Source organism: Streptomyces sp. NPDC001709 (assembly GCF_053596375.1).
In genome coordinates this window covers 1-17,709 of the sequence record NZ_JBSFGB010000026.1, presented here as the reverse complement: position 1 = coordinate 17,709, position 17,709 = coordinate 1, and the positions used below count along the sequence as shown (strand labels likewise).

Below are 17,709 nucleotides of genomic sequence, written 5' to 3'. Positions count from 1 at the left end.
CCGGGATTCAGCCGTTGGTGAGCACCATCCGGAAGCGGGCCTTGCCGGAGAGCATCTTCCGGTAGGCCTCGTCCGCGCGGTCCAGTGGCACGGTCTCGGTCATGGGGCGGATGCCGTGCAGGGCGCTGAACTCCATGGTGTCCTGCACGTCCTGGGCAGTGCCGGACGGGTGGCCGCGCACGACCCGGGCGCCCATGATCAGCTGGAACGGGGTGATGCCCATCGGCTCGGCATCCGCGCCGATGACGACCAGCTCGCCGCGCGGCGCGAGACCGTCCGCGGTGGCGGTGATGGCCTCGGAGTTCCCGGCCGTTGCCAGCACGACGCTCGCGCCGCCGAGGGACTGCAGGGCCTCGGCGACCGGGGTGCCGGAGGTGCTGTCGACGTAGTGATGGGCGCCCAGTTGCTTGGCGAAGTCGGCCTTCTCCGCGCCGCGGGCGATCGCCACGGTCTCGAAGCCCATCGCCACCGCGTACTGCACCCCGAGGTGCCCGAGTCCGCCGATGCCGAGCACCCCGACGAGGTCCCCGGGCCGGGCGGAGCTGCGCCGCAGCCCGTTGTACGTGGTCACGCCCGCGCAGGCCATGGGTCCGGCGTCACTCGCCGCGAGCCCGTCGGGGATCCGGGCCAGGGCGTCGACGGGCGCGATGACCTTCTCCGCGAATCCGCCGTCGTAGGCCCACCCCGGGGTCTTCATGTTGACGCACACGATGAAGTCGCCCTGCCGGCAGGGCGTGCAGTGCCCGCAGCTGCCGCCGAACCAGCCGACCGCGACCCGGTCACCGGCCTGATAGCCCCAGTCCTGCGTGCCCGCCCCGAGCGCTTCGACGCGCCCGGCGATCTCGTGCCCGGGCACCTCCGGGAACGTCACGCCCGGCACCGCGGCGTTCACGAACATGGCGTCGCTGTGGCAGATGCCGCACGCCTCGACGGCGATCCGCACCTGGCCGCGCCCGGGCTCCGGTACGTCCCGCTCGGCCAGCTCGAACGGGCCACCCGCGGCCCGCACCTGCGCGACTCGATAAGTACTCATCTGCACTCCTGCGTCTCCCGGTGTGCCCGCCCCGCTCCGGAGCACGGGTACGACGGCCCCCGCACCAGCAGACCAGCTCCACCCCAATCCCGCGCGCCGAGCCACACCACCCACCGCTGACCTGGGGCGATGCGTTCGGTAGTGCCGACAAGCGGTCGACGTGACGCCTCGGTCGCGCCGTGCGGACGTCGCGGGCACGCGGAGGGCGGGCGTCGTGGGCACGCGGTCATGGCATCGGCCGGTGTGGGTGCGGGGTCACGTCGGTGGGCGCCAGTCCTCCGGGCGGAGTATGCCGAGGAGCAGGCGCACCAGTTCGTCGACCACCTCGTCCAGCGTGGCGTCCACCCAGCCGGTGCTCCAGTCGTGCAGGAGGCCGTTGACGCTGCCGATGAAGGCCGTTGCCGCGAGGCGGTAGTCACGCGGTGCCGCCTCCCCGCGCGACGCGGCAGCGTCCGCTTCGGCGCGGATGAGGTCGATCCAGCGGGCCCGGCGGGCCAGGCGCTGCTCCTCCAGGCGGGGGCTGACGCCGATGATCTCCACGAAGGCGATGCGGATGCGGCGCGGGTCGCAGGTGACGTCGCGGGCGTAGGCCCGGAAGAGCACGGCGGCGCGCTCGGCCAGCGGCAGACCGTCCGCCGTGGCGAGGGCGTCCAGCACCGCCTGTTCGGCCCAGCCGTTGACCTCCAGGTGCAGCGCGGCGAGGACGTCCTCCAGGGTGCGGAACTCCTCGTAGAACTGGCGGGTCGACAGGCCGGCGGCCTGGCTCAGCGCGGCGACCGTCGTCCCCCGGTAGCCGGGTGCGCCGCCGAACAGCTCCAGGGCGGCGTCCAGGAAACGCCGGCGCCGCTCGGCCTGCCGTTCCTCGGCGGACCGGCCGCCGTAGCGGCCCGTCGGCGCCTTGAGCCTGCCCGTCACCTTTCCCCCTCCGTCCGCCCACCGGTCACCCAATCTTGTCGTGCACACATCTTGTCGCGAAGGCGGTTCGGTCCTTACTTTGCAGTAAGTTCACTGTGAATGCGCCCGTGTTCAGATTCCCCGCACGCTCCCCCGAGGAAAGAGAGCAGTCATGCCTGCCTCCAGAACCAGGCACCTGTGCTCCGTGGCCGCCGCCCTCGCCCTGACCGTCGCCGCCCCGACGACCGCCGCCTCCGCCGCGGGCGGCGCCTCCGGCGGCCTGCGCGAGGTGCTGTTCGTCGGCAACAACTGGGACGGCACCGCCGATGTCATCAAGTCCTCCGGCGACTTCGCGAAGGTCGGCCGGATCAACGTCATCCCCGACAAGGCACAGCGGCTGGCGGAGATCAACGCCGACCCGATCAAGTGGATCTACTACACGTCCATCCGCAACGAGGTCGGCGAGGGACACGACCAGTACGCGGACGACATGTACTCCACGCCCGACGGAAAGTCCGTGGTCGTCTCCCGGCCCAGCTTCGCCGACGTCGTCTCCATCGACCTGGCCACGGACAAGGTCAACTGGCGCTTCCCGGTGGCCGGTTACCGCGCCGACCACATGGCGGTCTCGCCCGACGGCAGCCGCGTCGCCGTCTCGGCCTCGACGGCGAACAAGGTGCAGGTGCTGGACATCGACACCGGCAAGGAACTGGGCGAGTTCGGCACCGGCGACAAGCCGCACGAGAACTTCTTCACGAACGGCGGCAGGTACATCTGGAACATGTCCATCGGCGAGGTGACCACCTCCCTCGACGCCCCGGCCTGGGACTGGACCAAGGGCGACCGCCACATCACCGTGGTCGACGCGGCTACGTTCAAGCAGGTCAGGACCATCGACATGCGGCAGCGGCTGGACGCGGTCGGACTGAAGGACTTCTCCGACGCGGTCCGGCCCGCCGCCTTCACGCCGGACTGGTCCAAGCTGTACTTCCAGGTGTCGTTCTTCAACGGCTTCCTGGAGTACGACGTGGCCACGGACAAGATCACCCGGGTGAAGACGCTGCCGGAGAACCCGGGGACGAACCCGGACCGCACCACCTGGCTGCTGGACTCCCGCCACCACGGCATCTCGATGAACCCCGAGGGCACCAAGCTGTGTGTCGCGGGGACGATGGACAACTACGCCACCGTGGTCGACCGGGCCTCCTTCGACGTCGGCCCGCTGATCACCGCGTCGACGCCGTACTGGGCGACCGTGAGCGGCGACGGCAAGGACTGCATCATCTCCGAGGCCGGCGCCGACCAGGTCACGGCCATCGACTTCGCCACCGGTCAGAAGGCGCTGTCCGTGCCGGTCGGCGACCATCCGCAGCGCGTCCGGCTGGGGCACGTCCAGGCCGACTGGACGGGCCCGACCGGGAGTTGAGCGCCGTACGGTCTCCGGGGTGACCCCACTCCTCCCGGGGGCCGTACGGCTCCTGCTCACCGAGCCTCAGAAGTGCGCCGCCGCCCACGCGGCCAGCTCGGACCTCGCCGCGCTCAGCAGGTCGGCCGAGGGCGCCGTGGCCCCGTTGGTCACCAGCGCGAAATGCGGGGCCCCGGAGTCGGTGTCGGTGAGCAGCAACCGGCGGCTGCCGGTACCGCCCGGCTCGGGGGCGACGGCGACCGGGGTGGCGGCGCCGGTGTAGGCGGGCGGGGCGTAGGCCGTACCCAGGTCGGAGACCACGGTGGTCGACGCGGTGGGGAAGGACGCCGGCAGGTGCAGTTCGGTGGGCGCGGTGCCGTCGCCGGAGCGCCACACCAGCAGCCCGTACTGGCCGGTGCCGACCAGCTTCGCCACATTGGGCAGCGAGGACGGCACCGGGTTCCACGTGAGGGTGGTCGAGCCGTCGCGGGAGCGGTCCTCGTAGGTGAAGGCGAGGGTCGTACCGGCCGTGGCGCACGGGTAGAGGCGGTCCAGCAGGCGGGCGTCCTGACGCGGGGTCACGTTCCCGGAGTCGTCCAGATGCACGGCGGAGAGGTCCTCGTCGTTCCAGGCGTCGCCGGAGGTGAGGACCTTGTCGGGGTTGCCGTTCATCAGCTCGTGGTGGCGGCCGCTGTAGAGGTCCCATTGCCACTGGGTGCCGGAGAGCACCGGGCCGGAGGCTGCCGGGTTCGTCCACCAACTGGCGCCGGGAACACGGGAGTCGAGCGCCTGGTACATGGCCTTCAGAACGGTCGGCGCCTTGTCGGACACCGTGCCGGACAGCGGGTGGCCGAACTCGCTGACCACGGCCGTGGTGCCGGCGGTCACGGCCCGGTCGCGGACGGTGGCGAAGTCGGAGGCGTACTGGCCGTCGGCGGCCTTGCCCCACATCAGGATGCCGGAGATGGCCTTCTGGTCGTAGAAGTGGGTGTTGAAGACATAGCGCGGGCCGAGCGTGCCCGCGTCCAGCAGACCGCCCTCCTGTTTCTGGGTGGAGATGTTGGCGTTCCAGAAGAGGTTGGGTTCCACGAAGGCGGGTTTGTCCTGCCAGCCCGCGGCGTCCATGCGGGCGCGGAACTTCTCGTAGAACGGCCACAGCAGGCCCCGTTCCCAGGTGCGGGAGGCCTGCCCGGAATCGTAGGTACCCGCGTAGGGCTCGTTGTACGGGTCGAAGCCGGCGATCCCGGCGAACTCCGCTCCACTCAGATGCTGTTGGAGGTAGGTCATGGTGGTCTGGGCGGTGGTGAGGAAGGCGTCCTGGAGGCCGTAGGCGTTGTGCCAGAAGTCGTACTGCGCCTTCTGCACGGCCGCGTTCTGGGTGATGTTCTGACCCCAGAAGAGACAGATTCCGCAGGACTCGGCCGGATAACTCCCGCCATCCGCAGCCCACTTGGGGGCGCCGTCACCCGTGTACCAGCTGCCGCTGGTGAACAGGTAGCGGGAGTACAGGTCCTGGTGGAAGTCCGGGAAGACGCGGATGCCCGCGTCCAGGAAGGCGCGCATCTGCTCGGTGACGGCGGCCAGATAGCCGGTGTCCACCTGGCCGCGCACGGGTTCGGCGTGCGCCCAGGAGAGCAGGACGCGGACCGTGTTCCCGCCGCCGAGGGCGCGGAGCGCGGTCGCGGACCTACGGGCGTCGGCGACGGAGGCGAAGGGCAGACCGCCGTGCTCCTCCAGCTTGGTCTCACCGGAGACGTTGTAGCCGCGCAGGACGATCTCACGCCCCTGGCCATCGGTGAAGCGGCCGCCCTGCACGGTGAGCGGGGCGCCGTCGAACCAGAGGGAATCGGCGGGGAGGGCCGGGACGGCGGCGGTGGCGGGCGGCAGGCCCGCCACCGTCAGGAATCCGCAGAGGACGACCAGAACAACGAGCAGACGCACCCGGATATTCGGCATGTCCACCACAGTCCGGCGCGGCCCGGACAGCGTCAATAACACCTGACTCACAAGTAAGTTGACTATCAGTCAGCTCACCCGGTCCGGTCCGCCACCCTGCGCATCACGTTCAGCAGGTACTCCTTCCGGTTCAGCGGGTTGTGATCGGTACGCGGCCGCTCCGGGACCGGGCCCCGGGTGACCGGCGCATAGTGGTCGAACACCGTCTCCAACTCCCCCTCGCCCCGGGTGAGTCCGGGCAGCCGCTGCTCCAGCTCGTGCACCCGGGCGACCGGCACCGTGCCCTCCAGCACGCAGGCCGCGCCGAGCGCGCCGGAGGTCTCCGGTACGGCGCCCAGCCGGGCGAGCACCGGAAGCAGCGCGCCGAGCGTGTCCGCCGGGGCTTCGAGGCGGAAGCGGTGCAGGGGCTCGTGCACCAGGGTGCCGGCCCGGCGCAGCGCCTCGGTCAGGACCAGCGGGGTCAGGCCCCGGAAGTCGTAACCGGTGCTCGACATGCTCTTGTCGAAGCCCTGGTGGGCGTGGCTCTGCCGGGGCGAGTAGCCGGAGTGGGTCATGGTCACCGTGCAGTCGGGGATCTGCCAGCCGTGCAGTCCCTGGCCGAGTGCCTCGCGGACGGTGTCCTCCACGGCCCTGAAGAAGGCGTACGGCATCGAGCCCAGCTCGACCTCCAGCCGGAACTCCACGCCCGCGCCGGGTGGGGCCGGCTCGACGCGCAGGCCGACCGTGGCCAGGAAGGGGTTGGGGTCCTTCTTGTTGAACTCCACGGCGTGCCCGGTGCCGACCGGCCGTTCGATGCACAGGGTCGTCGTCTCGCGGAAGGTGACCCGCAGACCGTACTCCTCGGCGAGGGTCGCCTGGACGACCTCCTTCTGCACCTCGCCGTAGAGGGACACGGAGGTCTCCCCGCGCAGCTCGTCGTGCCGGACCCCGATGAGCGGGTCCTGTTCGGCGAGCTGGGTGAGCGCGAGGTGCAGGGAGCGCCGGTCGATGCCGGGGCCGGGGACGACGACGGTCTCCAGAGTGGGCGGCGCGAAGTGGTGCCGGTACACCGCCCGGGGCACGCCGAGCGCGTCCCCGATCCGGATCCCGCCGAGCCCCCAGACCTTGACGATCCGCCCAGCGCCGGCACTGTCCCGCCGCACGTCGGCGCCCTGCTCGAACACACTGATCCCGGTAACCCGCCCCGACGACCGGCCGCTGTCACCGCGCCCCTCCGAAACCCGGTTGAGGACCTCACCATCCCGACGCCCCCCGGACTCCACAGCCGCCGCACGCCCGCCGGGGCCACGACCCTCCACCGGCCCGCCGACACCCCGCCCCCCGCAGGACCGCCCCTCACACACCCGGCCATCGGCGGCCGGGCTCTCCGCAGGACCGCCCCGAACCTCCGCAGGACCGCCCCCACCAGAGCGGGCCACCCGACCCACGCCCCGGACCTCGGAGTCCCGCCCCTCCGTGCGACCATCGGCAGCCCGACCACGCACCCGACCGTCGCCACTCGAACCTCGCCCACGACCGTCGACCGTCCGGCCCTCCACAGGGCCGTCGACTCCCCGACCCTCCGAACGACCACTCGCACCAGCGGGGGTCACCCGACCTGCCCCCCGGGCCCCTGAACCGCGCCCCTCCGCGCGGCCTTCGGCGGTCCGGCCCACCGCGGGGCCGTCAACTACCCGACCTTCCGCACCGCCACCCCGGACCTCCACAGGACCACCCCCACCAGCGTGAGCTACCCGGCCCGCGCCCCGGACCTCGGAGTCCCACCCCTCCGCGCGACCATCGGCAGCCCGACCACGCACCCGACCGTCGCCACTCGAACCTCGCCCACGATCGTCGACCGTCCGGCCCGCCGCAGGGCCGTCGACTGCTCGACCACGCACCCGGCCAACGGTGGCCGGACCTCGCCCACGGTCATCCGCAGCCAGCCCCCGCGCAGGATCGTCGGTGGTCCGGGCCTCCCCGGCGCCGTCAGGGGCCCGGTCCCTTGACCGGAGGTTGGCAGCGGGGTCCTTCGAGCGGCCGTCGACGTCCCGGATCCGCGCCCGGCCGTGATCACACCCCTCGGGAGTCCGCTCCGATCCCCGGGCGTCGGTGGCCCGGTCCTGTGGCCGGCCATCGGCGACCGTGCCCTCCCCGAGCCCTTCCCCGCCCCCGTCCCTCTCCCCGACCCCGTCCCTCTCCCCGACCCCGAACGGGACTCGGTCGCGGACGTGCAAGGTGCCGGAGAAGACGCGGGCGTAGGCCACCTTCTCCCCCGCCGGGCCGCGTTCGACCTTGAAGACCGTGGCCGACAGGGGGCCGTCCGGGTCGCCGTCGGCGGTGGGCAGGAGCCGTTCGATGCCGGCGATCAGCTCGGGGACGCCCGCTCCGGTGATGGCGGAGCCGAAGTACACCGGATGGACCAGCGCGCGCCGGGTCTGGGCGGCCAGGGCGGCGTGCATGCGGGCGTCGGGCACCCCGCCGTCGAGGTAGGCGGCGAGCAGGTCGTCGTCGTGGTCGGCGAGCGCGTCGAGCGCGGCCGGGCCGAGGCCGGGCACGAAGCGTGCGGCCCGGGTGCCGAGGCCGGCGGCCTTCCCCATCGGGACGAGCGGTACGGCCAGACGGCGGGCCATCTGGTCGAGGACGGCGTCGTCACGGGCACCGCGGCGGTCGATCTTGTTGACGAAGACCAGGGTGGGGATGCGCAGCCGCCGCAGGGTCCGCATCAGCACCCGCGTCTGCGCCTGGACGCCTTCCACGGCCGAGACCACCAGGACGGCGCCGTCGAGCACGCCGAGCACCCGCTCGACCTCGGCGATGAAGTCGGGGTGACCGGGGGTGTCGATGAGGTTGACGGTGACACCGTCGAGCGGGAACGACACGACCGCGGACTTGATGGTGATGCCGCGCTGCCGCTCCAGCGCGAGGGTGTCGGTGGCGGTGCTGCCGGCGTCGACGCTGCCGATCTCGTCGATCACTCCGGCGGTATGCAGCAGCCGTTCGGTCAGGCTGGTCTTACCGGCGTCGACATGGGCGAGAATTCCGAGATTGAGCAGATGCACTGAGCGTGATGTCCTTCGGCACGGGGTGGATTCCTTCCTGGGCGGACATGCACGCAGCGCGCATCGCTGGTCCTCTCTGTGTGACAACGGGTATCGCGCAGTGCAGCAGACCCCGGCACCGAGCGGCAATGGATTAACACTCAACGAAAGCCCCTCGCAGCACTCGCCGCGACCAGAGCGCGGTCGTAGGGTGACCTACATCACGTCCGGAGGCTGAAAATCCCTGGCTGAAAACCCTCTCCCGCATGGTCTGGAGGGCACATGACCCACATCTCGGTGAACGTGGACGGCACGACGTACGAGGACGACGTCGAGCCCCGTCTCCTCCTGGCCCACTACCTGCGCGACCGCCTCGGCCTCACCGGCACCCCCATCGGCTGCGACACCTCCAACTGCGGAGCGTGCACGGTCGACCTGGACGGGGCGACCGTGAAGAGCTGCTCGGTGCTCGCCGTCCAGGCGGACGGGTGCGAGGTGACGACGGTCCAGGGGCTCGCGAAGGACGGCGAGTGGACGGCGCTGCAGCGGGCGTTCCACGAACAGCACGCTCTGCAGTGCGGCTACTGCACCCCGGGCATGATCATGGCGGCGCGCGACCTGCTCCGCGAGAACCCGCATCCCGGCCCGGACGAGGTCCGCCAGGCCCTGGAGGGCAACCTCTGCCGCTGCACCGGCTACCAGAACATCGTCCGCGCGGTGCTCGCCGCGTCCGGACAGCGGGCCCATCAGGCCGCCCCCGCACCGGAACCACAGGTCGGCGCGGAGGTCACGGCATGACCGACCAGGCAGTCGAACGCGAGGTCGGGCGCCGCCGGCTGCGCAAGGAGGACGCCCGGCTGATCACCGGCCAGACCAACTGGACCGACAACATCCAGGTGGCCGGCCTCCTGCACCTGGCGATCCTGCGCAGCCCGATGGCCCACGCCCGCGTCACCCGCGTCGACGTCTCCCCCGCCCGCGAACGCCCCGGTGTCATCGCGGCGTTCAGCGGTGCCGACCTCGCCGAGGGGCTCGGCTCGCTGCCCTGCGCCTGGCCGGTCACCGAGGACATCGTGCTGCCCGACCACCCGCCGATCGCCGTCGACGAGGTCCGCTACGCGGGCGACCCGATGGCGGTCGTGGTGGCCCGGGACCGGTACGCGGCCGCCGACGCCCTGGAGGCGATCGAGGTCGACTACGACCCGCTGCCCCCGGTCCTCGACCTGGAGACCGCGCTGGCACCGGACGCCCCGCTGGTCCACGCCGGCAAGGGCACCAACCGCTGCTACACCTGGCCGCTTGCCACCGGCGAGAGTTTCGAGTCCGTGCGGGACCGCGCCGACGTGATCCTGAAACGCCGCTACCACCAGCAGCGGCTGATCCCCAACGCGATGGAGCCGCGGGCGGTCGTGGTCACCCCGCTCGCCGCCTCCGGCGAGTACACGGTCTACTCGGCGACCCAGATCCCGCACATCCTGCGCGTCATGCTCTCGGTGGTCACCGGCGTCCCCGAGCAGAAGCTCCGGGTGATCGCACCCGACGTGGGCGGCGGCTTCGGCTCCAAGCTCCAGGTGTACGGCGAGGAGGCCCTCGCGCTCGCGGTCGCCCGCAAGCTCGGCCGGCCGGTGAAATGGACCGAGTCCCGCTCCGAGGGCGCCCTCGCCACCCACCACGGCCGCGGCATGATCCAGGACGTCGAGATCGCCGCCACCCGCGAGGGAAGGCTGCTCGGCCTGAAAGTCGGCCTGCTCGCCGACATGGGCGCCTACCTGATGCTCGTCACCCCGGGCATCCCGATCCTGGGCGCCTTCATGTACCCGGCGATCTACAAGATGGACGCCTACGAGTTCACCTGCACCGGTGTCTTCACCACCCGTACGCCCACCGACGCCTACCGCGGCGCCGGACGTCCCGAGGCGACCTTCGCCATCGAGCGGATCATGGACGAGCTGGCGGCCGAACTCGGCCTCGACCCGGTGGAGTTGCGACGCCGCAACTGGATCCGGCACGAGGAGTTCCCGTACACCACGATTGCCGGACTGACCTACGACAGCGGCAACTACGAGGCGGCCACCGACAAGGCTCTCGCCCTGTTCGGCTACGACGACCTGCGCGCCGAGCAGAACAAGCGCAACGAGCGCCGCGACCCGGTGCGGCTGGGCATCGGCGTGTCGACGTACACCGAGATGTGCGGACTGGCGCCGAGCCGGGTGCTGCGCGACCTCAGGTACGGGGCCGGCGGCTGGGAGGCGGCGAGCATCCGCATGCTGCCCACCGGCAAGGTCGAGGTGGTCACCGGCACCAGCCCGCACGGGCAGGGCCACGAGACCTGCTGGAGCCAGATCGCGGCCGACGTGCTCGGCGTGCCCTTCGAGGACGTCGAGGTGGTGCACGGCGACACCAAGGCGGCCCCGCAGGGCATGGACACCTACGGCTCGCGGTCGCTGGCCGTCGGCGGCGAGGCGGTGCACCGGGCGTCGAAGACCGTCGTCGAGAAGGCCCGGAAGGTCGCCGCCCACCTGCTGGAGGCGAGCGAGCAGGACCTGGAGTTCAGCGGCGGCGTGTTCTCCGTGAAGGGCTCGCCGGAAGCCCGTAAGACCATCCAGGAGATCGCCTTCGAGACGTTCACCAACCACGACCTGCCCGATGGCGTCGAGCCCACCATCAACGCCGAGCACGTCGTGGACCCGGAGAACTTCTCCTACCCGCACGGCACCCACCTGTGCGCGGTCGAGGTCGACACGGAGACCGGGCGCACCCGCATCCGGTCGTACGTCTGCGTCGACGACGTCGGCCGGGTCGTCAACCCGATGATCGTCGAGGGGCAGGTGCACGGCGGGATCGCGCAGGGCATCGGGCAGGCGCTGTACGAGGAGGCCGTGTACGACGACGAGGGCAACCTGCTCTCCGGCACCCTGGCCGACTACCTCGTGCCGTCGGCGCCCGACCTGCCGGACTTCGTGACCGACCGGACCGAGACACCGGCGTCGTCGAACGCGCTGGGCGTCAAGGGCGTGGGCGAGGCGGGGACGATCGCGTCGACACCCGCCGTCGTCAACGCCGTCGTGGACGCGCTGAGGCCGCTCGGTGTGCACGACGTGCGGATGCCCTGCACACCCGAACGGGTCTGGCGAGCGGTGAAGGAGGCGTCGGCATGATTCCCGCGGCATTCGACTACGCCCGTCCGGCGAGCGTCGACGAGGCGGTGCGCGCGCTCGCCGACGCGGGCGAGGAGGCGAAGGTGCTGGCCGGCGGGCAGAGCCTGCTGCCGTTGCTGCGGCTCAGGCTGGCCTTCCCCGAACTGGTCGTCGACGTCGGCCGGATCCCGGAGCTGCGCGGGGTCCGCGAGGACGGCGACGCGCTCGTCATCGGCGCGATGACCACGCACCACGACGTGATCCGCGACCCGCTGGTGCGCCGGCACGCCGGTCTGCTGGCCGAGGCCACGGCCACGGTCGCCGACCCCGCCGTACGGCACCGCGGCACTCTCGGCGGGTCGCTGGCGCACGCCGATCCCGCCGGGGACCTGCCCGCGGTGGTGCTGGCCCTGGACGCCGAACTCGTCGCCGCCGGGCCGGACGGCCAGCGCACGATCCCGGCCCGGGAGTTCTTCGTCGACTACCTCCAGTCCGCGCTCGCACCCGACGAACTCCTCGTGGAGGTACGGGTGCCGAAGACGGACGGCTGGGGCTTCCACTACGAGAAGTTCCACCGGGTCGCCCAGGCCTGGGCGATCGTCGGCGTCGCGGCGCTGGTACGGCGCGACGACGGGCGGATCGCCGAGGCCCGGATCGGGCTGACCAACATGGGCTCGACCCCGCTGCGGGCCGCGGCGGCCGAGGACGCGCTGTCCGGTGCGGGAGACCCCGAGGCCGTGGCCCGGGCCGCGGAGGCGGCGGCCGAGGGCACCCGGCCGACGCGGGACGTGTCCGCCTCACCGGAGTACCGGGAACACCTCGCGCAGGTGCTGACCCGGCGGGCGGTGCTGGCCGCGACCGGAATGGGGTGAGCGCCGATCATCGGGATGGACGACCCGGAGCAGGTGCGGGCCCGCCTGGAGGAGACGGGGTACCTCGTCGACGAAGGGCTGGCCGTCACCTGCTTCCTGGCCCTGAGACTGCACCGGCCGCTGTTCTGCGAGGGCGACGCGGGCGTGGGCAAGACCGCGCTCTCCTCCGCCCTCGCCGAGGCGCTCGGCGCGCCGCTCATCCGGCTGCAGTGCCACGAGGGCATCGACGCCTCGCAGGCGCTGTACGACTGGGACTTCCCGCGCCAGCTGCTGCATCTGCGTGCCGCCGAGGCGGCCGGGGTGACGGACGCGGACCGGCTGGAGAGCGAGCTGTACGACCGGCGGTTCCTGATCGCCCGGCCGCTGCTGCGCGCCCTGCAGACCCAGCCGTCGGTGCTGCTCGTCGACGAGATCGACCGGGCGGACGACGAGTTCGAGGCGTTCCTGCTGGAGCTGCTGTCCGAGTACTCCGTCACGATCCCGGAGCTGGGCACGCTGCGCGCCGAGGACCCGCCGGTGGTCGTCCTGACCTCGAACCGGACCCGGGAGGTGCACGACGCGCTGAAGCGTCGGTGCCTGTACCACTGGTTCGACCATCCCTCCTTCGCCCGCGAACTGGCCATCGTGCGGCGCCGGTTGCCGGAGGTGTCGGCGCGGCTGGCCGAACAGGTCACGGCGCTGGTGCAGGCGCTGCGGGGCGCGGACCTGCTCAAACCGCCCGGCGTGGCCGAGACCCTGGACTGGGCCCAGGCCCTGGACACGCTCGGGGCGAGCGAGGTGGACGCCGAGCTGGCGGTGGCGACGCTGGGCTCAGTGCTGAAGTACCGGGAGGACACGGACCGGGCACGGGGGCTCGATCTCGCGGCGGTCCTCGCGGCCCGGGGCGGGTGAGCGCGGTGGGCAGGGGCGGCAACGGTGCACACCGCCCGCCGGGACCGGACGCCGTACGACACGAAGAGAACGCCGAACGGCCCAGGAAGGATGCCGAACAGCCCGGGCAGGATGCCCAACGGCATGGGCAGGATTCCCAACGGCATGGGAAGGACGCCGAACGGCCCGGGACGAACGCCGAAGCGCTCGGGGCGGGCAACGAACGCCCCCCGGCGGACGCCGAACGGCCCGGGCAGGATGCCGAACCGCTCGGGGCGGACCGCGAACGCCCCGCGCCGGACACCGCGCCGTTCGAAGCGGACAGCGAGTGTGCCCCGGCGGACGCCGAACGGCTCGGGGTCGGTGCCGAGCGCCTCGGCGCGGAGGCTGTACCGCTCGCGGTGGATGCCGTGTTGGTCGGGTTCGTGCGGGCGCTGCGGGCGGCCGGGGTCGAGGCGAGTTCCGAGCGGCTGTATGCGTTCCTGCGTGCCGTGGCCGCCCTGCGGCCCGCGGTACGCGCGGACGTGTACTGGGCGGGCCGGGCGACGCTGTGCGGCGGGCACGACGACCTGGAGCGGTACGAGCGGGTGTTCGCCGCGTACTTCGGGCGCTCCGGCGAGGGCGCCACGCGCGCGGTACGCACCGCTCCCCCGCCCCGGCTGCGGCTCGTCGCCCGGGAAGCGGCACCGGGCCCGCGTGCGCCGGGGGAGGGCGAACCACCCGGACCTCCGGCCGCCGCGCTCGCCAGCTCGGCCGAGGTGCTGCGGCACCGCGACTTCGCCGCGCTGGACGCCACCGAACGGGACCAACTGCGGCGGCTGCTCGCCGCGTTCGCGCTCCGGGGGCAGGCGCGTCGCTCGGCGCGGCGCGGGCCCGCCCGGCGCGGCGAGGTCGATCCGCGGCGCACGGTACGGGAGTTGCTGCGCCGAGGCGGGGAACCGGCCCGGCTGCGGCGGCAAGCGCGGGTGGAGCGGCCCCGCCGGGTGGTGCTGCTCGTCGACGTGAGCGGCTCGATGGCGCCGTACGCCGACGCGCTGCTGCGGTTCGCGCACGCGGCGGTGCGCGCGGGCCGCACGGAGGTGTTCACCATCGGCACCCGGCTGACCCGGGTGACCCGTGAACTCTCGTACGGGGACCCGGACTTGGCGATGAAGGCGGTGGCCGCGGCCGTGCCCGACTGGCGCGGCGGCACCCGGCTCGGCGAGCTGGTGCGCGAGTTCCTCAACCGCTGGGGCCGGCGCGGAATGGCGCGCGGCGCGATCGTGGTGCTGCTCTCGGACGGCTGGGAGCGCGGCGATCCGGAGCTGCTCGGGCAGCAGATGCGGCGGCTGCACGCCCTCGCCCACCAGGTGGTCTGGGCGAACCCCCGCAAGGCCCGCCCCGGTTACGCCCCGCTGGCCGCGGGGATGGCGGCGGCGCTGCCCAGTGTGGACGCCTTCGTCGAGGGGCACAGCCTGGCGGCGCTGGAGCGGCTGGCGGCGGTGGTGCGCGGCGCCCGGGCCGGTGAGGCGCCGGAGAGAGGAGCGGATCGTGCGTGAGATTCTGCCGGCGCTGGCGCGCTGGCACGCGGCCGGGTTCCCGTTCGGTCTGGCCATGGTCGTCGCGGTCAGCCGCAGCGCGCCGCGCGGCCCCGGTGCCGCGATGGCGGTGGGCCCGGACGACGAGGTGGTGGGGAGCGTGTCCGGGGGCTGTGTGGAGGGGGCGGTGTTCGAGCTCGCGCAGGAGGTCGTGGCGAGCGGCGAGGCGCGCCTTGCGACCTTCGGGTACAGCGACGAGGACGCGTTCGCGGTCGGGCTCACCTGCGGCGGTGAGATCACCCTGCTGGTACGGCCGGTGACTCCCGCGACGGACCCGGCGTTCGGCGCGGTCGCCGCGTCGGTCGCCGCGGGCGAGCCGGTGACCGTGGCCACGGTGGTGGACGGACCCGCGCCGCGCGGCGCCACGCTCGCCGTCTGGCCGGACCGGGCGACCGGCACGCTCGGCGCGAGCGGCCTCGATGCCGCTGTCACCGCCGACGCGCATGGCGAACTCGCGCTCGGCGCATCGGTCCTGCGGCACTACGGTCCGCACGGCGAACGCCGTGAGGACGCCGTCTCCGTGTTCCTCCAGTCGTTCGCACCGCCGCCGCGCATGCTGGTCTTCGGCGCGATCGACTACGCGGCCGCGGTGGCCCGCATCGGCGACTTCCTCGGCTACCGGGTCACCGTGTGCGACGCCCGCCCGGTCTTCGCCACGCCCAAACGGTTCCCGGCGGCCGTCGAGGTCGTGGTGGACTGGCCGCACCGCTATCTCGCCGGCACGGTCACCGACGACCGCACGGTGATCTGCGTCCTCACCCACGACCCTAAGTTCGACGTGCCGCTGCTTGAGGAGGCCCTGCGGCGCCCGGCCGCCTACATCGGGGCGATGGGCAGCAGGCGCACCCATGAGGAGCGGCGCGAACGGCTCACCGAGGCCGGTCTGTCCGAGGCGGAGCTGTCCCGGCTGCGCTCGCCGCTCGGGCTCGACCTCGGGGCCCGTACACCCGAGGAGGTCGCCGTCTCCGTCGCCGCCGAGATCGTCGCCCTGCGCTGGGGCGGCAGCGGCGCGCCCCTGACCGGCACCGCCGGAGCCATCCACCCGTCCGCCGCCTGACGAGGCCGGTAAGGAGCACGTCATGGAGCTGCACCACGAGTTCACGGTCCGCGTCCCGGTCGACGACGCCTGGCACGCACTCCTCGACATCGAACGGGTCGCGCCCTGTCTGCCGGGCGCGGTGGTGGAGGACTACGACGGCAAGACCGTGACCGGCTCGGTGAAGGTCAAGGTCGGCCCGGTCACCGTCGCCTACCGGGGCACGGCGGTCTTCGAGGAGCAGGACGAGCCGGCCCACCGGATGGTGCTCGTGGCGAACGGCCGGGAGACCCGGGGGCAGGGCACGGCCAGGGCGACGGTCACCGGCACCCTGGCCGAACACGATGCCGGCACGGCGGTGTCGGTCCACACCGACCTGACGGTGACCGGCCGCCCGGCTCAATTCGGGCGGGGCGTACTGGCCGAGGTGGGCGACCGGTTGGTGGGCCAGTTCGCGGCGTGCCTGGCGGAAAGGCTGGCCGAGCCGACACCGGTGACGACCGCCGAGGAGCAACCGCAGTCGTGGGAAGGGCTGGAGCCGGCGCCGCTCGACCTCCTGCGCACGGCCGGGCTGCCCGTGGCCAAGCGAGCGGCGTGCGTGGCGGCGGCGGTCACCGTACTGGCATGGGCGACGACACGGCTGCTGCGGCGGCGAGGGCGCCACTCCACTCGGCGCCGGTGACCCGCGGGCCCTCACGTCACCCCACGTCACCCTGAACACGCGCATGCAGATGCTGATCATGCCAGCCATCGGCATGCAGCAGAGCACTGCGCTGGGTGCCCTCCAGCGCGTACCCGGCCTTCTCGGCCACCCGGCACGACGCGGGGTTGGCCGTGGAGTGGCACAACCGCAGGCGGTGCAGACCCAGGTCGTCCAGGGCCCACCGCCCCAGCCGCCGCACCGCCTCCACGGCGACCCCGCCACCACGCGCCTCGGGCAGCAGCCAGTAGACGAGCTCGGTGCTGCCACCCGCGAGGTCGACGTCGTTGAGCCCGATGAGCCCGACGGCGGGGCCGTCCGGCCGGGCCACGGCCCACACGGCACCGGTCTCCGCCCGCCACCGCTCGTGCATGCGCGCGATCCGCTGTCGGGCCTCGTCCAGGCCGTCGACGGTGAACAGGTTCCACTGCCAGATGGCCGGATCCTGCCCGGCGGCGAGCAACGCGCCCGCGTCCGCGGCACGCCAGGGCCGCAGTTCCAGGCCGGCCGTCAGGCGCAGGACGGGCTGCGTGCGGTGAGCCATGCGGCCCGCGGGTACGACGGCGGGTATGCCGGAGCTGTTGATCATCCCGGGATGATGCCACGGCCCCGCTACCGCTGCGGCAGCCGGTGCAGGGTCACATCGGTGAGGGCGCCGTCGGTGAGCACCGCGGTCATGTACGTGCAGTGGGGCTGGCGGCGCCGGTCGGTCGGTGAGCCGGGGTTGAGCAGGCGCAGGCCGGTCGGGGCGGTGGTGTCCCAGGGGATGTGGCTGTGGCCGAAGACCAGCACGTCGAGGCCGGGGAAGCGGGCGGCGCAGCGGGCCTCGCGGCCCTGGGCGGGGCCGGTCTCGTGCACGACGCCGAAGCGCAGGCCGCCCAGTTCGGCGTAGGCCACCTCGGGGAGCCGCGCCCGCAGCTCCGGGCCGTCGTTGTTGCCGTAGACCCCGATGAGCCGTCGGCTGTGGCTCTCCAGCAGGTCCAGGGTGGCGGTGTCGACCCAGTCCCCGGCGTGGAACACGACGTCCGCGCGCGGCAGTTCGGCCAGCAGCGCGTCCGGGAGCCGCTTGGCCCGTTTCGGCAGGTGTGTGTCGGACATGAGCAGGAGGCGCACGCGATCAGCCTAATCCGTTGCTAACGGTTCCGGTGGGGCAGATGCACTTCCGGCCGTTCGAGTCGAGGACCGCGACATCTTCGATCAGCCAGGCGA

The 17,709-nt window shown here is 72.8% G+C and carries 12 protein-coding genes and 3 pseudogenes; 8 read left to right on the top strand and 7 right to left on the bottom strand.

Annotated features, from left to right (window positions below):
- Window positions 1–7: 7 nt before the first annotated feature.
- Window positions 8–1,033 (bottom strand): alcohol dehydrogenase, encoded by a 1,026-nt coding sequence (locus tag ACWC0C_RS31780; RefSeq protein ID WP_450867502.1) that lies wholly within the window; start codon window positions 1,031–1,033, stop codon window positions 8–10.
- Between the two features lie 255 nt (window positions 1,034–1,288).
- Window positions 1,289–1,948 carry a TetR/AcrR family transcriptional regulator gene (locus tag ACWC0C_RS31775; protein ID WP_449193996.1) on the bottom strand — a complete coding sequence of 220 codons (660 nt, stop codon included), beginning with the start codon at window positions 1,946–1,948 and terminating at the stop codon, window positions 1,289–1,291.
- 151 nt (window positions 1,949–2,099) lie between these two features.
- On the opposite strand from ACWC0C_RS31775, the gene ACWC0C_RS31770 reads away from it, so the two are divergent.
- Window positions 2,100–3,353, top strand: a complete 1,254-nt coding sequence (locus ACWC0C_RS31770; protein WP_450867501.1) for a YncE family protein — start codon at window positions 2,100–2,102, stop codon at window positions 3,351–3,353.
- Window positions 3,354–3,419: 66 nt separating this feature from the next.
- Here the strand turns inward: ACWC0C_RS31770 and ACWC0C_RS31765 are convergent, their stop codons facing one another.
- From ACWC0C_RS31765 to ACWC0C_RS31755, 3 genes and pseudogenes are all read right to left on the bottom strand, one after another.
- Complete coding sequence (locus ACWC0C_RS31765) at window positions 3,420–5,288, bottom strand: cellulase family glycosylhydrolase (protein WP_450867500.1); 1,869 nt, start codon at window positions 5,286–5,288, stop codon at window positions 3,420–3,422.
- 74 nt (window positions 5,289–5,362) lie between these two features.
- Window positions 5,363–6,703: pseudogene (locus tag ACWC0C_RS31760) on the bottom strand (GTP-binding protein); the annotation flags it as partial.
- A gap of 966 nt (window positions 6,704–7,669) precedes the next feature.
- Window positions 7,670–8,329, bottom strand: a pseudogene (locus ACWC0C_RS31755) (GTP-binding protein); the annotation flags it as partial.
- A gap of 261 nt (window positions 8,330–8,590) precedes the next feature.
- Here ACWC0C_RS31755 and ACWC0C_RS31750 point away from each other — a divergent pair.
- The 7 genes and pseudogenes from ACWC0C_RS31750 to ACWC0C_RS31720 all read left to right on the top strand — a co-directional run bounded on the left by ACWC0C_RS31750 (window position 8,591) and on the right by ACWC0C_RS31720 (window position 16,482).
- The gene (locus ACWC0C_RS31750) at window positions 8,591–9,106 is read left to right on the top strand and encodes a (2Fe-2S)-binding protein (protein WP_450867499.1); all 516 of its coding nucleotides are present in this window, start codon (window positions 8,591–8,593) and stop codon (window positions 9,104–9,106) included.
- Window positions 9,103–11,466, top strand: coding sequence for a xanthine dehydrogenase family protein molybdopterin-binding subunit (locus tag ACWC0C_RS31745; RefSeq protein WP_450867497.1), 2,364 nt, complete (start codon window positions 9,103–9,105; stop codon window positions 11,464–11,466). Before ACWC0C_RS31750 ends, ACWC0C_RS31745 begins: the two co-directional genes overlap by 4 nt.
- Window positions 11,463–12,317 carry an FAD binding domain-containing protein gene (locus tag ACWC0C_RS31740; RefSeq protein WP_450867496.1) on the top strand — a complete coding sequence of 285 codons (855 nt, stop codon included), beginning with the start codon at window positions 11,463–11,465 and terminating at the stop codon, window positions 12,315–12,317. The genes ACWC0C_RS31745 and ACWC0C_RS31740 overlap by 4 nt, the downstream gene beginning before the upstream one ends.
- 15 nt (window positions 12,318–12,332) lie before the next feature.
- Complete coding sequence (locus ACWC0C_RS31735) at window positions 12,333–13,208, top strand: AAA family ATPase (protein WP_449193988.1); 876 nt, start codon at window positions 12,333–12,335, stop codon at window positions 13,206–13,208.
- 386 nt (window positions 13,209–13,594) lie between these two features.
- Window positions 13,595–14,725 (top strand): annotated as a pseudogene (locus ACWC0C_RS31730) (vWA domain-containing protein); the annotation flags it as partial.
- On the top strand, window positions 14,718–15,821 hold the full coding sequence (locus ACWC0C_RS31725; protein ID WP_450867495.1) for an XdhC family protein: 1,104 nt from the start codon (window positions 14,718–14,720) through the stop codon (window positions 15,819–15,821). The pseudogene ACWC0C_RS31730 and the gene ACWC0C_RS31725, both read left to right, overlap by 8 nt.
- 22 nt (window positions 15,822–15,843) lie before the next feature.
- Entirely contained in the window at window positions 15,844–16,482 is a 639-nt protein-coding gene (locus tag ACWC0C_RS31720) for an SRPBCC family protein (protein ID WP_450867494.1), read from the top strand.
- Between the two features lie 16 nt (window positions 16,483–16,498).
- On the opposite strand, the gene ACWC0C_RS31715 is transcribed toward ACWC0C_RS31720, so the two are convergent.
- Window positions 16,499–17,089, bottom strand: coding sequence for a GNAT family N-acetyltransferase (locus ACWC0C_RS31715; RefSeq protein ID WP_450867492.1), 591 nt, complete (start codon window positions 17,087–17,089; stop codon window positions 16,499–16,501).
- A gap of 23 nt (window positions 17,090–17,112) precedes the next feature.
- Window positions 17,113–17,613 carry a metallophosphoesterase family protein gene (locus tag ACWC0C_RS31710; protein ID WP_450867490.1) on the bottom strand — a complete coding sequence of 167 codons (501 nt, stop codon included), beginning with the start codon at window positions 17,611–17,613 and terminating at the stop codon, window positions 17,113–17,115.
- Window positions 17,614–17,709 lie beyond the last annotated feature (96 nt).

Coding starts and splice junctions, on each gene's coding strand:
- ACWC0C_RS31780 (WP_450867502.1), bottom strand. CDS start 1,033: ATGAGTACTTATCGAGTCGCGCAGGTGCGGGCCGCGGGTGGCCCGTTC.
- ACWC0C_RS31770 (WP_450867501.1), top strand. CDS start 2,100: ATGCCTGCCTCCAGAACCAGGCACCTGTGCTCCGTGGCCGCCGCCCTC.
- ACWC0C_RS31765 (WP_450867500.1), bottom strand. CDS start 5,288: ATGCCGAATATCCGGGTGCGTCTGCTCGTTGTTCTGGTCGTCCTCTGC.
- ACWC0C_RS31750 (WP_450867499.1), top strand. CDS start 8,591: ATGACCCACATCTCGGTGAACGTGGACGGCACGACGTACGAGGACGAC.
- ACWC0C_RS31745 (WP_450867497.1), top strand. CDS start 9,103: ATGACCGACCAGGCAGTCGAACGCGAGGTCGGGCGCCGCCGGCTGCGC.
- ACWC0C_RS31740 (WP_450867496.1), top strand. CDS start 11,463: ATGATTCCCGCGGCATTCGACTACGCCCGTCCGGCGAGCGTCGACGAG.
- ACWC0C_RS31735 (WP_449193988.1), top strand. CDS start 12,333: ATGGACGACCCGGAGCAGGTGCGGGCCCGCCTGGAGGAGACGGGGTAC.
- ACWC0C_RS31720 (WP_450867494.1), top strand. CDS start 15,844: ATGGAGCTGCACCACGAGTTCACGGTCCGCGTCCCGGTCGACGACGCC.
- ACWC0C_RS31715 (WP_450867492.1), bottom strand. CDS start 17,089: ATGATCAACAGCTCCGGCATACCCGCCGTCGTACCCGCGGGCCGCATG.